Origin of the sequence: Rhodohalobacter mucosus (assembly GCF_003150675.1) — a bacterium.
Classification (GTDB): Bacteria; Bacteroidota; Rhodothermia; order Balneolales; family Balneolaceae; genus Rhodohalobacter; species Rhodohalobacter mucosus.
On the sequence record NZ_QGGB01000003.1, the window covers coordinates 33,150 to 51,578 of the forward strand.

The window sequence follows — 18,429 nt, forward strand, 5'->3', positions numbered from 1 at the left end:
CAACAATCAACTATCAACAACTGTCAATCAACAAACTATCAACCAACAACTATCAACCACCATCTATCAAATACCGCCCTTCATCAATCCCACATACTCTTTCACAGTCCGGTCCAAACCCCAAAACAGGGCTTTTGAGACCAGCGCGTGACCAATGCTGATGTCGTGCAGGTGGGGGACGTTTTCAATGAGTTCAGGCAGATTGGCCAGGTTCAGTCCATGGCCTGCGTTGACCATCATCCCGTGTTTGTGAATCAATTTCGCTGCGTCATGCAGACGCCTGAGTTCGCTTTTTCCGGAAGCAGCATCCGGCGCGTTTGCGAATGTTCCTGTATGAAGCTCCACCGCATCGGCGCCCAGTTCGGCGGCCAGTTCAATATCCTCCTGGTTCGGGTCCAGAAAGAGGCTGATTTCAATACCGGTATCCCGGAATGCCGGAAACGCCCTGTTCTTAAAATCGTCGTATACATGCCTCATGTTTAACCCGCCCTCCGTTGTCAGCTCTTCTCTGCCTTCGGGCACAAGCGTACACAGATCGGGTTTCACTTCCCTGCAAATCCGGATCATCTCTTCTGAAGCGGCCATCTCAAAATCGAGGACACCCTTGACAGACTTTTTCAGCCTATGTACATCCTCATCGCGAATATGCCGGCGATCGCCGCGCAGGTGGAAAACAATACCGGCTGCCCCTGCATCTTCACAAACCCGCGCACCTTCAATGGGGTCCGGATAACCCTCGCCGCGTGCATTGCGCAGGGTTGCAATATGATCGATATTTACAAGTAATCTCATGTTTTAGTAGATTGGTACCAACAAAGTCATCTAAGTGTCGAAAGATACAAACTCCATTTGCAAATAGAGAATTCAGTGTTCGGATCCTATTTATACAGATTACATGCTGTTTTACTTTTGCTTGCACTCTTTTTTGCCTCATGCGGCACGGTTAAACGTGGCAGTATTCCGGGCAGTGCGGCATCAGCGGCACCCTCGCCGATAACTGTTGAAAGCTCTGAGGACAATCCCTCAGCACCTGCTGCTATTTCCGCTGCAGGACCAGGCATAAGCAGGGTGGTGCAACAGCTTCACAGTGCACACAATGAGTGGAAGGGTACGCCATACCTGCTGGGCGGGACGGGGATGAACGGTATTGACTGTTCTGCATTTACACAGGTTGTATACAGTGAATTTTTCGGAACCAGCCTTCCCCGTAATACCCGCCGGCAGCTTAGTGAAGGCCAGGGGGTACGGAGGAACAATATACGGCCGGGCGATCTTATCTTTTTTCGAACGGGCAGGCGCACATTGCATGTAGGCATCGCCATGCAAAATGGCGACTTTCTGCACGCATCGGTCTCAGGCGGCGTGATGATCTCAAATCTATCGGAAAACTACTGGGCCGGAAGATTTCTGGGGGTGCGAAGAGTTTTGTAGCGGCTGGGTCCTATTCTGTTCTGTTCGGACTATTTTGTTTTGATAACAATAGCTCCTGATGAGCCGCGAAGTCCATAAAGCTGTGCCGACTCAATGGCACGCATCACCCGTATGCTTTGTATGTCTTCAACATTAACCATGCTGTCAAGAGCATTGAAATCGCGCCCAATCGGTACATTGTTTACTACAAACAACACCCTCGTCTCCGCATTGAAAGAGTACTGTCCCCGCAGATAGACATTCAGCTCGCCGCCACGGCTCTCGACATAAATACCCGGCAGCATGCGGATCTGTTTCAGTAGCGAAATGGATGGATCGACGCTGCTGCTCTCAGAAGTTTCAGTTTGTGAGCTGTCTCCGCTATCTGTTGTCCGTTCGGTTGTCGCGCAAGCGGAAAGTAGTATAAACAGGGGAATGAGCAGATTAGATGCTGATTTCATCAGACCCGTGGTTGGTGAGTGGTAAATCTATACATGTAATATAGCAGAATTCTGAAGAGTTGCCATTTGATAAGTACAACACAACGGATCTTTAAAGAAAGTGAAGGGATTACTCTCTGAATCTATACCAGCAGGAAAGGTAATACTGGTAAATTATACGTCACTGCGCCCATCGCGTTTCATAGGTAAAAAAAAGCCCGCCGGCTTTCAAACCGGCGGGCAATCTCTCTTGTTCTCTGTCTGTGTGTTCTCAGTTCTCAATCAAACTAACGATGACACGGGGTAAGTGTGTCTGTGTGTGTTGTTCTTTGATCATAATACAAAGAAAACAGTATTCGGTTCACCGCATGGCCATGTGGTTTGTCAATAATGAAATTTACAGATTTAAATAGCGCAAATATTGAATTAATAATTCTTTAAGATTGTTGTGATAGATGAATTGGAGAAATAAATAAATCAAAAACACAGATTCTGATATGTCTGCAGAAAAACTAAAAGATTACACAGCCGACTTACTGACGCTCGAGACACACTTGTATAATGCCGTAAATAAACAGCGTACCAGCGACCAGGCCGGCGACGCGGATGCGATGGAGCTGCTTAATAGTATCGATCGTATTCTGAGGAGCCAGATTGACGCACTTGAAAACCAGATTGATCGATTGGGCGGCGGCCGAAAATCGGATCTCAAAGAGCTGCTTGGTTCTTTCGCGGGTCTTGCAGCAGGATTGATTGACTCCGTGCGTAAAGATCCCGTATCAAAAATGCTCAGAGACGATTATACGGCTCTCTCTATGCTGGCTACCGGTTATACTATGCTCCACACACACGCATTGGGCATGGATGATCAGGAACTGGCAGAACTTTCCGTTAACCATCTCGGTGAAATTACCCCTGTGATAACGGAACTGAGCAGGGTTATTCCAATGGTAGTAGCCCGTGAATCAACGGGTCTTGATAAATCAACCGCGGAAGAGATCGGGCGCAAAGCAATGGAAGAGACTCAGAAAATGTGGCGCGCCGGACAGATCGATAAAGAGCCGGTTGTGCTGTAAAACAGTCCCGGCACTGTAAAGTGCTGACACCGGTTTACGCAGAAACCCTTCCTGATTCGGGAAGGGTTTTTTTATGCAGAATAGAAAATAAAAAGCCCGCCGGCTCTCAAACCGGCGGGCAATCTCTCTTGTTCTCTGTCTGTGTGTTCTCAGTCTCAATAACCAATCGGCAGGGGGTAAGTCTGCCAGTGGGGTGTTGTGTTGATCTTGAATCAATTTAATCAGATTCATAAACCTGCACACTACATACCCATGCGGGATTACAAAAAAAAAGCCTTCCACCGATTTACCCGGTGAAAGGCTTTGTACATGGTTTCACTCTGCTGTGTATCACATGTTGCTTACGATCTCTTCTCCGAATTCAGAGGTCTTGAGCAGGGTGGCACCCTCCATAAGTCGTTCGAAGTCGTAGGTGACCTTCTTGTTGCTGATGGCTGTTTCCAGACCTTTTTCGATAAGGTCGGCCGCTTCACCCCAGCCCAGATACCGCAGCATCATTACGGCAGAGAGGATCAGTGAACCCGGATTCACTTTATCCTGCCCGGTGTACTTGGGAGCTGTACCGTGTGTAGCTTCAAACACCGCAATACCCGTGTCGTAATTGATGTTGGCACCCGGTGCGATCCCGATACCCCCTACACAGGCTGCCAGGGCGTCAGAGATATAGTCGCCGTTCAGATTCATGGTGGCGATCACGTCGTACTCGTCGGGACGTGTAAGAATTTGCTGCAGAAAAGCATCCGCAATCACGTCCTTGACTACGATGCCGTTTGGCAATTTACACCAGGGACCGCCGTCAATCTCTTCTGCGCCAAACTCCTCTTTGGCCAGCTCATAGCCCCAGTTCTTGAAGCTTCCCTCTGTAAATTTCATGATATTGCCCTTGTGAACCAGCGTCACGCTGTCGCGTTTCTGTTCTACAGCGTAATTGATAGCTGCGCGAACCAGGCGTTTTGTCCCCTCAATGGAGATCGGCTTGATACCCAGTGAAGATGTCTCAGGGAAGCGGATATTGGTGGTTCCCATCTCGTTGATGAGAAAATCCCTTACCTTTCTGTTTTCATCTGTGCCGGTTTGATACTCGATACCGGCATAGATGTCTTCTGTATTTTCACGAAAGATTACCATATCGGTCAGTTCAGGCTGCTTAACCGGGCTTGGTGTTCCCTTATAGTATTTCACAGGACGCACACATGCGAAGAGGTCCAGTTTTTGTCGGATTGCAACATTCAGAGAACGAATGCCGCCGCCTACCGGCGTGGTTAGGGGGCCTTTAATTCCAACCAGGTACTCCTGAAAAGCCTTCAGCGTATCTTCAGGGAGCCAATCGTCATTTCCGTACACCTCAAGTGCCTTTTCTCCGGCATATACCTCAAACCAATTAATTTCCTTCTCCCCGCCATAGGCCTTTTTAACGGCACTGTTTACCACATGCTTCATTGCGGGCGTGATATCAATACCGATTCCGTCTCCTTCAATGAACGGAATAATAGGGTCGTTGCCTACCTTCAGGGTGCCGTCTTCATTCTTCGTTACAACGGTTCCCTTTGAAGGTTTTTCTAACTTGTCATAGCTCATTCGTAGTCATGATTTTGGTTAACATTTTTTGCTTCTGAATAATAACGAAAAAAACGATCTCCATCGAGCATTACCCTCACTACTCACCCGATGAATGCCCTGCCCCGGAACCGGTCTAAGGTGGACCATTGAGGTTTGCACTGCGGGGATTGAACCAATACAGGCGCCTTGAACAGAAATCCGGGCACTGCGACTCACCCGATGACGTGAAGTCATGGGGTGAGGTGACCTTCATCGGATGACTTCCCGTCATCCGATGAATGCCCTTCCCCGGAACCGGTCAGAAGCGAACCATTGAGTTTTGAGTTGATTTTTTGAGCTATTCTCAATTTAATTAGGAAGGGTTAGTTTTAACAAAGAGAGAAAGCACGATGAAATTTTATCCGGGAGAACTATATCACATCTTTAATCGGGGAAACATCCGACAGAAAGTTTTCTTTGAGAGCAGGAATTACATCTTTTTTCTTGAAAAGATGAAAACTCACCTGACTCCATATTGCCATATTCTGGCTTGGTGTTTAATGCCAAATCATTTTCATTGGCTGATTAAAGTGAAAGATAATCATGAAATTGAACGGAATGATTTATCACATCTTGCTAAATCAGATGATCAAACGAATAATCTTCACAGCAAATGCAGTAATAAGCAACTTGCAACACATCACACATCTACTAAAGTAATTGCACAGGATGGATTTCAGTTGCTCGATGTCAGTCAATTGAATCAAAACATTGGCATTATGCTGAGATCCTACACCAGGGCAATTAACAATGCTCAAAAAAGCAAAGGTTCACTTTTTCAACAAGGCACGAAATCCAAAAATGTAAATCCGGGAATCGAATTCAGAGAGAATTATGCCCTTATCTGCTTTCTGTACATTTTGCAAAATCCTGTCAGGGCCAAGTTATCTGCAGATTTTTCAGGGTGGCCATATTCCGCATATCTTGATTATTCAGGGCAAAGAAATGGAACTCTCTGTAACAAAGAACTCGCAACTGAGTTGTTTAATCTTCCCACTGACTGGAATGAGTTCAAGGAGTTCGTCAGTCAATCTTTGCCTGAAAATTTTCAGGATCATATTTTTTGAGTAAGCGGTATTGATTCCTCAAAGTGACCTTGAAAACAAATCCAGGCACTGCGACTCACCCGATGACGTGAAGTCATGGGGTGAGGGGATCTTCATCGGATGACTTCCCGTCATCCGATGAATGCCCTGTCCCGAAACCGGTCTAAGGTGGACCATTGAGGTTTGCACTGCGGGGATTGAACCAATACAGGCGCCTTGAACAGAAATCCAGGCACTGTGACTCACCCGATGACGTGAAGTCATGGGGTGAGGGAGATTCGTTTTTTCGCAGCCTATCCTGTATCTTCAAAACAATTCAGTCATCACATTCGTTAGGGTTTTAAAACGGAGTAATTTATGATCAGACCGATGATGGGGCGTCGCCGGCAGCCCAAGAAATTTGACCCTCCGCTGAGGTATTACAATCCTGAAGAGGAGGAGAAACGCCGTAAGAGAATCAGAATCAAAACACGCAGTGCAAGCACCCGGAACCGGCAGAAAAGCCAGAATATGAGGATTGTTATGTACGCAGCCGGACTTGCAATGGTTATCTACATTATGTCAATTCTTTGACTAAATTGGCGAACTTGAGGAACCTGTTTTTTTGCATAAGCAGTCCGGGTTCTTTTCAGCACACCTGAACTTTTTAATCCAGCAGTTACCAGAATACGTTGAAACAAATCGGAGAATCGGGGCAGTCTATTATCCGCACTATGCCCCCGGAACTATCCAACAAAATAGCGGCAGGGGAAGTGATACAGCGTCCCGCATCCGTTGCCAAAGAGCTTCTCGATAATGCTGTGGACGCAGGCGCAGACCGGATCAGGTTGATCGTTCAACAGGCAGGGCGAACTCTTGTGCAGGTTATTGATAACGGCTGCGGTATGTCTGAAAGCGATGCGAGACTTTGTTTTGAGCGACATGCCACATCCAAGATCGAATCCATTGAGGACCTTTTCAGAATCAGAACCATGGGTTTCAGGGGTGAAGCTATGGCATCGATTGCTTCCATCTCACAGATTGAGATGAAAACCAAGCGCTATGAGGACGATGCGGGCACACTGATTGAAATATTCGGTGGAGAAGAAACCCGTTTTGAACCGGCGGCTACGGATAACGGCACCTCAATTGCTGTTCGCAACCTGTTCTACAATGTGCCCGCCCGCCGGCAGTTTTTAAAGACGGATGCAACGGAGCTGAAGCATATCATACGCACCTTTCAGAATATGGCCCTGGCCAATACGGGCATTGAGTTCGAGATGCATGCAGACGGTGACCAGCTCTACCAGCTGCCCCCGCAAACCCTTGAGCAGCGCGTTGCAGACCTGTTCGGCCGCCAATATCGCGCCAGCCTCATACCCTTTGAAGAGGAGACCAGCTATGTCAGGATTCACGGGCTGCTGGCCGATCCGAAACTGGCCAAGAAAAGCCGCGGCGAGCAGTTTTTCTTCGTCAATGGCAGGCCATTTCAGCATCGCTACCTGAGCTATGTTATTCTGAGTCTGTTCGATGCGTGGACCAAGCAGAATGAATATCCTTTTTATGCCATTTTCCTTGATATGGATCCCGGACAGGTGGATGTGAATGTTCACCCCGCCAAGATGGAAGTTAAATTTGACGATGAACGGAGCATTATACAGCTTGCAAGGTCGGTGGTGAAGAAAGCGCTGAACGAATATTTTGTGGTTCCGGATCCTGGAAGGTCGGGAAGTTTTGAGAGTGATTTTGACCTTACTTTTGACTCGCTGGGCTCCGGCAATGTGCAAAACCGGCCTGAGGGGCGCGACAGGGGTGAGAGAGAACCGATGCAATTCCCGTCAAGAATAAACTACAGGCAGGGAAACCGGCCGGCCGACGGTGATGAGAGCGCAGAATATCTGTATGGGGAGCCAGCTTCACCGGATGCAGAGAGCACCGGGGATTACCAATCCGATAGTGAGAAACAGAGCGCCAAAACCGAAAGTGAAAAAGGATTCTGGCAGCTGCATAACCGCTACATTCTAACCCAAACACGGACGGGACTCTGCGTAATCGACCAGCATGCGGCGCACAAACGCATCATCTACGAGAAAACGCTGAGCTCTACCGAAGAATCGCTGCCCGGTACGCAGCAGCTCCTGTTTGCACAAACCGTTGAGCTTAGCGCGACGGATTTTGCACTTCTTGAAGAGCTCCTTCCCATTATTCAGCGAATGGGCTTCAGTATTCAGCTTCTCAGCGGCAATACGGCAATAATCAATGGCGTACCCGCCGATATTGATATCGGTGATGAAAGGGCCGTTCTCCGGGATATGCTGCATCAGTACCGGGACCTTGACAATAAAGTGAAGCTGGAAGCGCGTGACAAGGTGGCCATTGCATTTGCCTCACGAACCGCCATTCCGCGGGGCAAACGACTTGCCGCGCAGGAGATGGAAATGCTGATTGATCAGCTTTTTGCCTGCAGCGAGCCCTATATGGATCCGCTTCAAAAGCCGACCCTGGTGTATATGTCGATGGATGAACTGAAGAACCGGTTTCGGTAGGCAATCAATCTCTGAGTGAAGTTTCACCCTTCGAAGGTGGGGCATCATAGAATGATTCCCGAATCTTAGGCTGGTTCGTCCAGATCAACTGGCTTTTCGGGTAACAGCGCGGTGAATGCCCGACCGGTTAACATGACCGATATATTTGCCAATTATCCGCACTTCCTCAAACACATCGGGTTCCACTACGATGGCATCATACTCTTCATTTGCAGGTTCAAGCCTGAGGCCGTTTTTGTCGTGATAAATTCTTTTTAAACTTGTTTCGCCATTGTAAAGCACCGCACCGATATCCCCGTCTTTCACATCGGAGTCCATCAGCAGCACAAAATCCCCGTCATAAATACCTGCATCTTTCATGCTCATACCCGAAACCCGCAGGGCAAACATATCATCAAGCCGGGGGAAGAGCGTTTCAAGGGTAATGCGCCCAAGATCAGCTTCAACGGCCTCCTGCAGATAACCGGCCGCAATGAGTCCGCGAACCGGAATGCCCGTGTCACGTTTGGCTCCCAGAAGCTCTTCATGGCTGGGATGAATGTCGTATTCTTCATCTTCACCGCGGATCAGGTATCCTTTTTTTAAGAGCGCCTGAATATTTTGTGTTACACTGTTGGGCGACTTATAATTGAACTCGTCGGCAATTTCACGATACGTGGGCCAGACGTCATGTTCATTTTTGTAGCTGACAATGTAGTCGAAGAATTCCTTCTGTTTACGGGTAAGCTGAGCGTGATCCATAGATAATTTGATTACTGTATAATATATGTGCAATAAACAAAGAACTTTTTCAAATATCAATGTTAGAATGAATTCAACACACAATTTCCCGGTGTGGGTATGTCTATTTGCTGTGATCATGCTCTTGCAGGGATGCGGGCCCCAATCCGGACCGATGGATCAAAACCCCGTTGTACGTACGGAGTATCCTGCGATGGCGGAAGCCATTGTGAATCGTGAGACAGTTCCGCTCTACGAGCTTACAACCCATCCCGATCCGGCCGCCGCTTCACTTGCACTGCGCGCACTGGCAAAGGCCGGGCCGGGGGATGAAGGTGCTTTTATGAGCCGGTTTATGGAGAACCCCGCAAGTATAGGCGGTGATATGTGGTATGCGCTCAGCTTCTGGCAGCACGATGATCAGATGATCAGCCGAATCAATCGTGCATTCCTAACAGGTGAGATCACCGATTCGCCGGTTTGTGAACTTTTTTACCGGCAGGGGGATGAGGGTAGTCTGGAGGTACTTTTTGAGCGGCCTGACCTGTTTCAAAGTAGCGGGCGCTGCGCCCTGGCACTCAGCACGCTGATGATCCGGTCCGGAGAGGATTATGAGCAGCGGGAACAGGTGATCCGGTCAGCGCTGACCACAGCAGAGCCGGAGGCCGCCAAAGCATTGCTTTATGGGTTTTACCGAGGCTCGTCGGGGGGATCCGTGATCAGCCCTGAGTCCGTTGTACCGATAACAGAGGCGTGGGCGGAGTACGGTGTGGGCAGCGACCCTGAAGTGGATAAATATATGGTGAGGATTCTGGGAGGTCCGGCACTGATGGTTCTTTTTGAAACTTCTGAGCCTGAAAAATATCATGACGATGTACAGCTTTGGGTGGAGGTCGCGAAAGTGGCTGCACGCAACTCTGCCGATGAGGGGATGAAGCGTGCAGTGGATGAAGTGATGAGGCATAAAAACGCGCATGTTCCTGTTCAGTTTATGGAATCCTTGCGTCTGAGCGGTGATGCAAACGACGACCTGATTGAGCGCATTGAGAATTCATTTGCAAAACACACCCGCAATGATGAGATATTTTTTGGGGCACTTCGTTTATTGCACGATCACGAACGAAATATCAGTCCATATAAAGAGAAAATGGAGTTTTATGCGGATAGAAACCCCTATCTGTCCGATCGTGCGCTTCCGCTGTTCAGATCAGTTGAATCAACAGATGAATACGGGGAGAGGCTTCTCATAGCGCTTGAACAGGGGGGAGTCGGTGCGATGCATGCTACACGGGATCTTCTGGGATTCTGGATGGAGAACCGGAGTGCTGAAAATGATGACGTATTCAGGGAGCGGATTCGCTATGAGCTTGAACGCGGCAACCGCAGCGTGATGTCTGCGATTCAGCCCATACTGCTGAATGATGAGCTCATTCCGGACTCTTTTGCAGAGCCCATAGAGCAGGCCCATCAGCGTGCCAGGCAGGACCAGGTTCGTGACAATGCCATGGTGCTGCGCCAGGTACTGGAAGACCGTTTCCCGGATACCCTGAACGAAGTTGATCCCCTGGAACCGGAACCGCTCCGGATACCGGACTGGCAGCGGCTCTATGAGATGGGAACCCAACCGCACTGGATTCTGGAGACCGAAAAGGGGACGATAGATGTGCGGATGGATCCGCTCTCCGCTCCGTTTACCGTTTCGTCTATCGACAGCCTTACCCGGACGGGGCTCTATGACGGCGTGGCTTTCCACCGGGTGGTTCGAAACTTTGTGATTCAGGGAGGCGATTACGACCGGCGCGACGGCTTTGGCGGACCGGATTACCGCATACCGTCGGAACCCTCATTCGACCACTATTTGCGCGGATCGGCGGGAATCGCGAGTTCCGGAACCGACACGGAAGGCAGCCAGTTTTTCTTTATGCATGAACGTGCACCGCACCTTGACGGCAACTATACCCGCTTCGGGGAAGTAGTCAGGGGAATGGACGTCGTAGACCGAATTCAGGTGGGAGATAAAATCATCCGGGCAAGGATTTCGATCCGGTAGAGGGTTGGTTAGCCACGGAGGCACGGAAGGGATTTATATGGTAGTCAATAGCTAAAGTATTGGCATCCTGATAGTTCATGATCATCCCCCATTGCCCCCTTCCCACAAAGTGATCCCTACCGGAAAAGGGGACACTCTTTTATTTATTCCTTACCAAAAAAAACTTTCCGTGCCTCAGTGGCTCAAAACATCTGCTATCTAAGCTTCACTCCAGGTCGGTAAATGCGACGCCAATGCCGGAGTCGCCCATGCCGTAATAGAGGTAACCGCGGCCATTCAGTTCTGCATAGCCCTCAATAAACACCACATTGGGTATCTGTCCGCCCACCTCCAGTTCATTTACAGGCTCCATAAACCAGGTATCGGATCTCCGGATCAGCCGGGAGGGGTCGTGCAGGTCAAAAAGCGCCTGACCCGTTCGATAGACCAGGTTTTCATCCGCTGAATTATAGAGAAGCAGAATACCGTGTTCGGTGATGATCGGAGTGGGGCCGGGTTCAATCAAACGGCTGTCGAAATGGTCATCCCGCGGAAACATTACCGGTTCCTCGATGGCTGTCCAGGTAACCAGATCTTCCGACCAGGCAATCCAGATATTGGTGTCGCCGAAATACATCCAGTAGCGTCCATTGATACGCTGAGGGACAATGGCACCCGCTTTTGTCCAGCCTCTGTCCGGAAATACAAGGCCGTGTTTGGTCCAGTTTCTTAAATCGGGAGACGCGGCCAGCGCCAGGTGCGCTGTTTCTCCGTCGTAGGCGGTATAGGTTAGATAGAAGGTGCTGTCAATCAGCGCCAGCCGCGGATCCTCCGCACCACCGGGCAGCTCCCAGGACTCCGAAGGTTCGAGTACCGGATCGGGCTCACGGGTGAAGTTCACGCCGTCGGTGCTCGTAGCCAGCCCGATCCGCGAGGTGCCGTTCCAGTCGCCAATGCCGGTGGAGTCTTCGGCGCGATAGAGCATGTAGATCGTTTCACCGTCCGACCAGGCGGCCGGGTTGAACAGGTCCTTGGCTTCCCAGGTGGATCCCTGAGGTGTGAGGATCGGGTTTGATTCATGCCGTTCGAATGGGCCGAGCTGCCAGCTTGTATCGGTTTTCCCGTAACATCCGCTCAGAAAAAAACAGGCGATGATGAGTGCAGCAGTTGTTGATGAAGTTCCCATGATTATGTCCCGCAATCAGTTCAGATTATTCAGGAAATGAAGGAGCAATTTGGGAAGAAGTCAAGAGAAAGGTTGCTTAACGTGAGTTTCCCGATGGCGCGCGTCAACCTCCTCGTCCCAGAGGGATCCCTACGGGGGAAGGGGGACTTATTCTGTTCAATTCCTTATATCGGATTGGCGTTAGTTATATCGTGGGCACGGAACAAAATCTTACCCGGATAAACGGTTTGTCAATACGGAAAAAGCAGCACTTCTCCGTCGGAGTTAACAATAAAGATTTCTTTCCTTTCGAAATGGATGTCAAAAATGGGTTTCAGTTTTTCATCTTCTGCAACCAGTTTATAGCGATTCAACAGAGCCCCGTTGGCTGAAAACCTGTGCAGATAGATATCCCGGTATTGAGTGATCAGCCAGAGTTCACCTTCGGGACTTACAGTTCCGGAATGATAGAAATTGAGCGTAATTCTGAATCTGCTGTCATTCTGCATTATCCTTTCCATAGACGAGAAAAATCCTGTTTTGATGGAATCAAGCTCAGAAATCCCGGTAATTTCTTTTTCCCATGCCATGATTCCGTCCGATTGATAGCGGGCAATTTTCGGCATGGATGAGAAGATCATGTAAATGAGGTCTTCGTCTTGTGCAGATGACACAGGAAATGCTTTTGGCAGGTAAAAGGAAGGGATGCGATTCTCCTGAATATCGCTCTTCACCTCTTCATTGCTCAGAATAAACGAACTGCCGTCCGGAATGTGTCCGATCCGGGCCAGAAACTCCCGGTCAGAGTTATACCGTCTATACAGTGAGGATATGCTGTCTCTGACGCCCATGGGTGAGAGCATCAGGTCACCGTTTGCAAGAATATGCGGTTTGTTGTCCAGGTCGGGAGTGATCACTGCTGATGGATTGACCGGTGCAGGAGGAGGTGCGGCAACGGATGGGAAATATCCCCATTCGCCATAGGATATGGCGGAGTGAAAGCGGCCGTCAAGGCTGTAGCGTTGAATCACAAACTGACCGGTATCGATCACGTGAATCATGTTGTTTGCGAGCCGTATATGACTTGGACGCACAATTTCACCCGGACCTCTGCCCGGTCCGGCGATGGAACGGATCAGGCGGGGTTCACCTGCATCAAGTACCTGTACCTGCATAACCGCGGTATCCAGCACGTATAGATTTCCCTCTGCATCAATCTGAATGGATACCGGCGCATAGAGGAGATTGTCATCAACCGATATGGCTTTGGTGAAACGGTCCAGAACCGTGATTTCCGGCAGGTTCTGATCTGAACTGTTTTCGGGACTGCAGCCCGCCGACAGAACTAACAGGATAAGTGCGAGGTAAAGACCTCTACCTTTTGTTGGGAGTGAACCGTGAATCAAGGAGAATTGCATAAGCATCAATTCCGGTTATTGATGCGTCTCTCCGGATCGGGAGGGAAAGGGGGCGGTGGCGGCAGCTGTTCGGCTCCCAATTCTGTCAGGTCTCCCTGTTTATTCCTGAGCCGCTCGTATAGATTTGAAACTTCCTGATACGCTTCCTGAAGCCTGGACAGGTTGGACTCTTTCGCTTCCAGGCTCATATAGGCCTCCGATTGCTGAATAAACCTGGCTTCCGCTATTTGCATGCTGATTCTTGCTTCCCTTAGGGTCCTTGCTTCCCTTACAAGGTCAGACTTGAGGGTATCCTCACTGCTATAATTCAGCCGGCGAAGATCTGTTCGACGAAGAATACGCTGTACGTCGGTAATGAGGCCGAACGGAGCATTGGGATGAACTTTGAAATGCACCACGTACTCTTCCGGATTGTCGTAGGTGCTTAGCATCTGTTCAAGATGTGAGAAATGGATCTCTTTGCCGTCAAGCATGATCACCTGCGAAGTGCCGATTTCGATCGAAAGGGTTTTCCGGTCCTGTGTTTGGGCGTCCGCCTGAATGCCAAAAAGAACCATAGCTGTAAAGAGAATGGTAACCCCTACCGTCTGTTTGAACAGGATGTCGCTTTGGGATCTGGGTCGGTTCATCATCTGAAACCGTTTTTTGGTGAGTGAATAATTAAAACTGCTTACCATACCGTTTCCGGAAGCCGGCTGGAGTGCCCGGAATAGGATGTGCTGGTAGCGCGACCTGTTGCCGGTTTTTTGCAGCACGGCGCGGTCTGCAATAAATTCGTGATTGAGCTGCATCGCTCTCTTGAGACGATAGAAGAGCGGGTTGAACCAGAACAGGATCCGGATGATTTCAACGGCCAGAATATCCCAGGAGTGGCGCTGGCGGATATGCGTCTGTTCGTGAATGATAATCTCCCGTCCGATTTTGCCGTCGAGGTATTCCCGTTCATTCACAAATATGCAGTTCAGAAAACTGAAGGGGCCCGTTTGCTTTTTAAGAAGCACGACTATGGAGTTGCCATACATGGCAGTCTTAAATCGACGCATGGATGAGAGCAGGAAGTGAATGCCTGCAAGGAATTTGATTAAGAGTACAGCCGTGATCAGGATGTATAAAGAGGCTGCAAGAATGATTATGGTTGGCTTTGACGGGATAGATGGATGGCCGATGGACGCTTTGTCTGAGACGGGAAGTACTGGCTGGACACTCTCCGAAAATCTCCCCGATGCGAGGTCAGCCGCTGCAACTCCCGGTAACCAGTTCTCTATGATGCCAAAAGGCATTAGCGGGGCCGCAACGGCCATGAACAGAGTCAGCAGGAGGTAGGCGCGGTTGAAATGGTGCATCCGTTCCCGCTCAAGAAACAGATGATAAAGACCCAGAAGGAGCAGAAGACACAGTGCTGATTTCACAAGATAGATAATCATGATTGCCTCCGTTTCAGTTCATCATGAATCATATCCTGCAGCTCTTCCAGTTCGGCATCGGAGAGCTTTGTCTCCCTCGTGAAAAATGAGGCAAACTGAGCGGGCGAGTCATTGAAAAATTTACGGATCAATCCGTTGATGTAGGTGGAGAAATAATCCTTTTTTTCCACAATCGGATAGTACTGGCGCGAGCGGCCCATCTGGTTGTAACCCACATACCCTTTCTCCTGCATGCGCTTGAGTAGGGTGGCAATCGTGGTACTGGCCGGCCTGGGCTCCGGATAGCATTCCAGAAGGTCCTTCATGAAAGCTGTTTCGAGCTTCCAGAGGTGGTTCATCAGTTCTTCTTCCGTTTTCGAGAGCTTCATTCTTCTACATGATTAGAGTTGTTTCTACGAATGTAGATTAATGAAACCAGAAAGGCAAGGGATTTTAATATTGAGCATTGAGTATTGAGTATTGAGCATTGAGTATTGAGGGTGATCTCAGAAGAATTTACAATACTAACCGTTTTTGCCTGTCGCTCCCGCGGAATCGGGACATGTTGCCTGCTTCGTGCAGTTCACTTTGGGGAATCGCCTGCGGCCCGGAGCGCAGTTTCGATACTTCGGGAAAGCCATCCGAACACACCCCTTGGCGTTATGAAGCGTGCTTCGCACGTTCATGCCGCCATATCCCCTCTCTAGAGGGGACTAGTAGTCTGCACCCAGCACCCAGCACCCAGCACCCAGCACCCTGCACCCAGCACCCTGCACCCTGAACCGTGCATCACATCAACACCGTCTCATATTTCTCGTGATGCTCCAGAATCATGCCGGTTCCTCGCACTACGGTGGTCAGCGGATCTTCTGCAACGTGCACGGGGAGGTCAATGGCGTCCGAAATCAGTTTGTCCATATTGCGGAGAAGCGCGCCGCCTCCGGTAAGCATGATGCCGCGGTCGAGGATGTCGGCCGACAACTCCGGCGGGGTGTTTTCAAGTGATTTGGTGATCGCATTCAGGCAGGAGTTGACGGTTTCTGAAATGGCTTCGCGAACATCGGCGGAGGTCACCGTGAGTGTTTTGGGCACCCCGCTTACCAGGTTGCGTCCCTTGGTGGTAAATTCACGCTCATCATCGCCGGGCATGGCAGACCCGATTTCGTGTTTGATCTCTTCGGCGGTCCGCTCTCCAATCAGAAGGTTGTACTTGCGCCGGATATGATTCACAATCTCCTCATTCATCTGCTCGCCGCCAAGGCGCACCGATTGCGAATAGACGGTTCCGCCCAGGGAGATGATGGCGATCTCGGTGGTTCCGCCCCCGATGTCGACCACCATATTGCCGTACGGCGCATTCACATCGAGTCCGATTCCCACGGCCGCCGCTATGGTTTCCTCAACCAGAAAAACCTCCTTTGCGCCGGCATTCTCCGCACTGTCTCTCACGGCCATGCGCTCTACGTCGGTGATTCCGTTGGGAACGGTGACAAACAGCTTGCGGACTGAAGAGAACCAGCGCTTTTTCATCACCTTCCGGATCATTTCACGCATCATCTTCTCGGCAATGTCGAAATCGGCTATCACGCCTCCTTTCAGCGGACGCACCGTGCGCAGATCCTTATGCGTTTTTTCATGCATCAGCCGCGCTTCCTGACCCACGGTTACGATTTGTCCCTTCGGATTCAGTGCGACGATCGTTGGTTCGTTCAGTACAATTCCCTGATCGCGGGCATGGATGAGCGTATTGACGGTTCCCAGGTCGATCGCCAGGTCTGTATTCAAAGAGCTGAAAAGTCCGGGTTTGCGGGGTTTTGCAGTTGGTGAAGAGCCGGAAGAAGTTTGAGATTCGGCTTTGGTTTGGGGGATTGATTCAGACATGATTAAGGATCAGAGATAATGAATTTTTCAAACTGAGAACATTGGGCGTATCTGTTACGCATCCATATCCCGTCTACACGGGCAGACCCGTACGGTGGATGAAATGGATAACAGAAATGCCGGTGTCAACAAATGATTTCAGAGCGTTTTTCTTTCAAAAAGCTAAAGTATCTTGTACAACATACGTACTCCATTGTTCCCGCTTATTGAATCTCTGTTTGGCCTGATAAGCATTAACTGCACGTGAGCAGTTTCATCCCGGATAAAGCACCGGGGTTGTATTTTAAATCATTAAGAATTATTTACCTCTCCTAAAATCATCCGGTTTAAGGATATCTGCACAATGATAACAACTTTGATCGATCTACTGCTTGCCCCCGTCTATTTTTATCAGGGAAAATTTGTCCGGGATCATATAGTAATGCTGCCCGAACCGGAAGGGGAACGGAAAGGAATCATTGGGAGCGGTAAGCAGATCAGCCTGCTGGTTGTCGGTGACTCTTCGGCAGCAGGTGTGGGGACGTCATCACAGGAAGAAGCCTTGCTGGGAAATATCCTCACAAATCTGGATGATATATTTGAAATCTCCTACTGTCTCTTAGCCAAAACAGGAGCACGGACAAGGCACGTGATCACCCGGCTGAAAAGACAGCCCGAAAAGAGCTATGAACTTGCCGTCACCGCGCTCGGTGTAAATGATGTGACCGCCGGACTTTCACAAAAAGAGTGGATTTCGGATCAGCGTGAGCTGTACGGTGTGCTAAGAGAGAAATTCCGAGTTGAGCACATTCTGGTGTCGGGACTTCCCCCGGTATCCGAATTCCCCGCTCTGCCGCAGCCGCTGCGATGGTTTCTGGGAAGGAGTGCCAGGACTTTTAACACAGCGCTCGAACACCTGTGTGAGGAGGAAGGCTGCCATTATATACCTCCGGATGATGTAAACGCGGATGTGAGCATGATGGCCTCTGATGGTTTTCATCCCGGCCCGGGAGTGTACAAGGCGTGGGGTAGGGAGATTGCACGGACAATCCGGTTGGTTCGGGATCAGTCAGCGCAGGGTTGATTCTTCAAATCGACAATCAAAGTTTTAAAATTCCGATATCCTACTCAGCTGCTGAAGATTCATTCACCGTAAACTCAACAAACTGCCCCTCGATATCCGCAAATTGTACATTCAGCAGGAAGTTACTGCATTCAGTTGGGTCAGGTGGACCGAGATATATCTGGCCGGACTTTTCATGAGAATAGGCACCGGTTCTGTCGAGGCTGATCTGAACTTCCAGCTCATACATTTCGGTCTGTGAGTTGTAGGGGAGGATAAACCAGTTTGGAAATTCTCCCCGGCTACCCTTGATGAAGGTGAGTGTATTATCCAGAAACAATTCATCGTCTCCCAGGGTAATCAGAGCAACATGATCGCCGGTTTCTTCGAAAAGATTGACTTGTGTTTGGCGATTATCGATGTAATCTGCAAAGAAATCGTTGGATGCCGGCAGGTCGATCGTTAGAGTCACCACATCGCCCTGCTGAAACGATGATTGAATGGGTGCAAGAGTAATGAGTTCAACAACATCTTCTTCCTGCCAATTTTTGAGGGTAACGCAATCATCCTCGCAAGAGGTCATAACCAGCATAGGAATCATAACCAGGCTGATAAAGAGTTCTTTCATGATGAATGATATTTATTGGGATCGATGGATATTTAAGAATTTAGCAT

Annotated in this window: 17 protein-coding genes; 7 read left to right on the forward strand and 10 right to left on the reverse strand. The window is 49.5% G+C overall.

What is annotated here, in order from left to right:
* Positions 1 to 66 precede the first annotated feature (66 nt).
* A complete protein-coding gene (locus DDZ15_RS03295) occupies positions 67 to 792 on the reverse strand; it encodes a pyridoxine 5'-phosphate synthase (RefSeq protein ID WP_109644866.1) in 726 nt (241 codons plus the stop codon).
* Between the two features lie 117 nt (positions 793 to 909).
* Between DDZ15_RS03295 and DDZ15_RS03300 the strand changes: the two genes are divergently transcribed.
* A complete protein-coding gene (locus DDZ15_RS03300) occupies positions 910 to 1,431 on the forward strand; it encodes a C40 family peptidase (RefSeq protein WP_109644868.1) in 522 nt (173 codons plus the stop codon).
* Positions 1,432 to 1,460: 29 nt separating this feature from the next.
* Here the strand turns inward: DDZ15_RS03300 and DDZ15_RS03305 are convergent, their stop codons facing one another.
* Positions 1,461 to 1,871: a TonB-dependent receptor plug domain-containing protein gene (locus DDZ15_RS03305; protein WP_109644870.1), complete on the reverse strand. Its 411-nt coding sequence runs from the start codon at positions 1,869 to 1,871 to the stop codon at positions 1,461 to 1,463.
* A 476-nt stretch (positions 1,872 to 2,347) separates the two neighbouring features.
* On the opposite strand from DDZ15_RS03305, the gene DDZ15_RS03310 reads away from it, so the two are divergent.
* Positions 2,348 to 2,926, forward strand: coding sequence for a hypothetical protein (locus tag DDZ15_RS03310; protein ID WP_109644872.1), 579 nt, complete (start codon positions 2,348 to 2,350; stop codon positions 2,924 to 2,926).
* 330 nt (positions 2,927 to 3,256) lie between these two features.
* On the opposite strand, the gene icd is transcribed toward DDZ15_RS03310, so the two are convergent.
* Entirely contained in the window at positions 3,257 to 4,504 is a 1,248-nt protein-coding gene (icd, locus tag DDZ15_RS03315; RefSeq protein WP_109644874.1) for an NADP-dependent isocitrate dehydrogenase, read from the reverse strand.
* 371 nt (positions 4,505 to 4,875) lie between these two features.
* Between icd and DDZ15_RS03320 the strand changes: the two genes are divergently transcribed.
* The 3 genes from DDZ15_RS03320 (at position 4,876) to mutL (ending at position 8,096) form a co-directional block, all read left to right on the forward strand.
* Positions 4,876 to 5,592, forward strand: a complete 717-nt coding sequence (locus DDZ15_RS03320; protein WP_109644876.1) for a transposase — start codon at positions 4,876 to 4,878, stop codon at positions 5,590 to 5,592.
* A 336-nt stretch (positions 5,593 to 5,928) separates the two neighbouring features.
* On the forward strand, positions 5,929 to 6,144 hold the full coding sequence (locus DDZ15_RS03325; RefSeq protein WP_109644878.1) for a hypothetical protein: 216 nt from the start codon (positions 5,929 to 5,931) through the stop codon (positions 6,142 to 6,144).
* Positions 6,145 to 6,242: 98 nt separating this feature from the next.
* Positions 6,243 to 8,096, forward strand: a complete 1,854-nt coding sequence (mutL, locus tag DDZ15_RS03330; protein ID WP_242978861.1) for a DNA mismatch repair endonuclease MutL — start codon at positions 6,243 to 6,245, stop codon at positions 8,094 to 8,096.
* Between the two features lie 84 nt (positions 8,097 to 8,180).
* On the opposite strand, the gene lexA is transcribed toward mutL, so the two are convergent.
* A complete protein-coding gene (lexA, locus tag DDZ15_RS03335) occupies positions 8,181 to 8,837 on the reverse strand; it encodes a transcriptional repressor LexA (protein ID WP_109644882.1) in 657 nt (218 codons plus the stop codon).
* A 154-nt stretch (positions 8,838 to 8,991) separates the two neighbouring features.
* Here lexA and DDZ15_RS16795 point away from each other — a divergent pair, with 154 nt between their 5' ends.
* The gene (locus tag DDZ15_RS16795) at positions 8,992 to 10,866 is read left to right on the forward strand and encodes a peptidylprolyl isomerase (RefSeq protein WP_199222867.1); all 1,875 of its coding nucleotides are present in this window, start codon (positions 8,992 to 8,994) and stop codon (positions 10,864 to 10,866) included.
* A gap of 205 nt (positions 10,867 to 11,071) precedes the next feature.
* Here DDZ15_RS16795 and DDZ15_RS03345 read toward each other — a convergent pair whose 3' ends face one another.
* The 5 genes from DDZ15_RS03345 to mreB form a co-directional block, all read right to left on the reverse strand.
* Complete coding sequence (locus DDZ15_RS03345; RefSeq protein ID WP_109644884.1) at positions 11,072 to 12,031, reverse strand: glycoside hydrolase family 130 protein; 960 nt, start codon at positions 12,029 to 12,031, stop codon at positions 11,072 to 11,074.
* 230 nt (positions 12,032 to 12,261) lie between these two features.
* Entirely contained in the window at positions 12,262 to 13,428 is a 1,167-nt protein-coding gene (locus tag DDZ15_RS03355; RefSeq protein ID WP_158278613.1) for a 6-bladed beta-propeller, read from the reverse strand.
* 5 nt (positions 13,429 to 13,433) lie between these two features.
* Entirely contained in the window at positions 13,434 to 14,852 is a 1,419-nt protein-coding gene (locus DDZ15_RS03360) for a M56 family metallopeptidase (protein WP_109644890.1), read from the reverse strand.
* On the reverse strand, positions 14,849 to 15,220 hold the full coding sequence (locus DDZ15_RS03365) for a BlaI/MecI/CopY family transcriptional regulator (RefSeq protein ID WP_109644892.1): 372 nt from the start codon (positions 15,218 to 15,220) through the stop codon (positions 14,849 to 14,851). The genes DDZ15_RS03360 and DDZ15_RS03365 overlap by 4 nt, the downstream gene beginning before the upstream one ends.
* A gap of 400 nt (positions 15,221 to 15,620) precedes the next feature.
* On the reverse strand, positions 15,621 to 16,712 hold the full coding sequence (gene mreB / locus DDZ15_RS03370; RefSeq protein WP_109644894.1) for a rod shape-determining protein: 1,092 nt from the start codon (positions 16,710 to 16,712) through the stop codon (positions 15,621 to 15,623).
* A 343-nt stretch (positions 16,713 to 17,055) separates the two neighbouring features.
* Between mreB and DDZ15_RS03375 the strand changes: the two genes are divergently transcribed.
* Positions 17,056 to 17,775 (forward strand): SGNH/GDSL hydrolase family protein, encoded by a 720-nt coding sequence (locus DDZ15_RS03375; protein ID WP_109644896.1) that lies wholly within the window; start codon positions 17,056 to 17,058, stop codon positions 17,773 to 17,775.
* Between the two features lie 40 nt (positions 17,776 to 17,815).
* On the opposite strand, the gene DDZ15_RS03380 is transcribed toward DDZ15_RS03375, so the two are convergent.
* Positions 17,816 to 18,382: a hypothetical protein gene (locus tag DDZ15_RS03380; RefSeq protein WP_109644898.1), complete on the reverse strand. Its 567-nt coding sequence runs from the start codon at positions 18,380 to 18,382 to the stop codon at positions 17,816 to 17,818.
* Between the last annotated feature and the right edge of the window lie 47 nt (positions 18,383 to 18,429).

Coding starts and splice junctions, on each gene's coding strand:
- DDZ15_RS03360 (WP_109644890.1), bottom strand. CDS start 14,852: ATGATTATCTATCTTGTGAAATCAGCACTGTGTCTTCTGCTCCTTCTG.
- DDZ15_RS03305 (WP_109644870.1), bottom strand. CDS start 1,871: ATGAAATCAGCATCTAATCTGCTCATTCCCCTGTTTATACTACTTTCC.
- mreB (WP_109644894.1), bottom strand. CDS start 16,712: ATGTCTGAATCAATCCCCCAAACCAAAGCCGAATCTCAAACTTCTTCC.
- lexA (WP_109644882.1), bottom strand. CDS start 8,837: ATGGATCACGCTCAGCTTACCCGTAAACAGAAGGAATTCTTCGACTAC.
- DDZ15_RS03345 (WP_109644884.1), bottom strand. CDS start 12,031: ATGGGAACTTCATCAACAACTGCTGCACTCATCATCGCCTGTTTTTTT.
- DDZ15_RS03295 (WP_109644866.1), bottom strand. CDS start 792: ATGAGATTACTTGTAAATATCGATCATATTGCAACCCTGCGCAATGCA.
- DDZ15_RS03320 (WP_109644876.1), top strand. CDS start 4,876: ATGAAATTTTATCCGGGAGAACTATATCACATCTTTAATCGGGGAAAC.
- DDZ15_RS03325 (WP_109644878.1), top strand. CDS start 5,929: ATGATCAGACCGATGATGGGGCGTCGCCGGCAGCCCAAGAAATTTGAC.
- DDZ15_RS03375 (WP_109644896.1), top strand. CDS start 17,056: ATGATAACAACTTTGATCGATCTACTGCTTGCCCCCGTCTATTTTTAT.
- DDZ15_RS03310 (WP_109644872.1), top strand. CDS start 2,348: ATGTCTGCAGAAAAACTAAAAGATTACACAGCCGACTTACTGACGCTC.
- DDZ15_RS03355 (WP_158278613.1), bottom strand. CDS start 13,428: ATGCAATTCTCCTTGATTCACGGTTCACTCCCAACAAAAGGTAGAGGT.
- icd (WP_109644874.1), bottom strand. CDS start 4,504: ATGAGCTATGACAAGTTAGAAAAACCTTCAAAGGGAACCGTTGTAACG.
- DDZ15_RS16795 (WP_199222867.1), top strand. CDS start 8,992: ATGGATCAAAACCCCGTTGTACGTACGGAGTATCCTGCGATGGCGGAA.
- DDZ15_RS03365 (WP_109644892.1), bottom strand. CDS start 15,220: ATGAAGCTCTCGAAAACGGAAGAAGAACTGATGAACCACCTCTGGAAG.
- DDZ15_RS03380 (WP_109644898.1), bottom strand. CDS start 18,382: ATGAAAGAACTCTTTATCAGCCTGGTTATGATTCCTATGCTGGTTATG.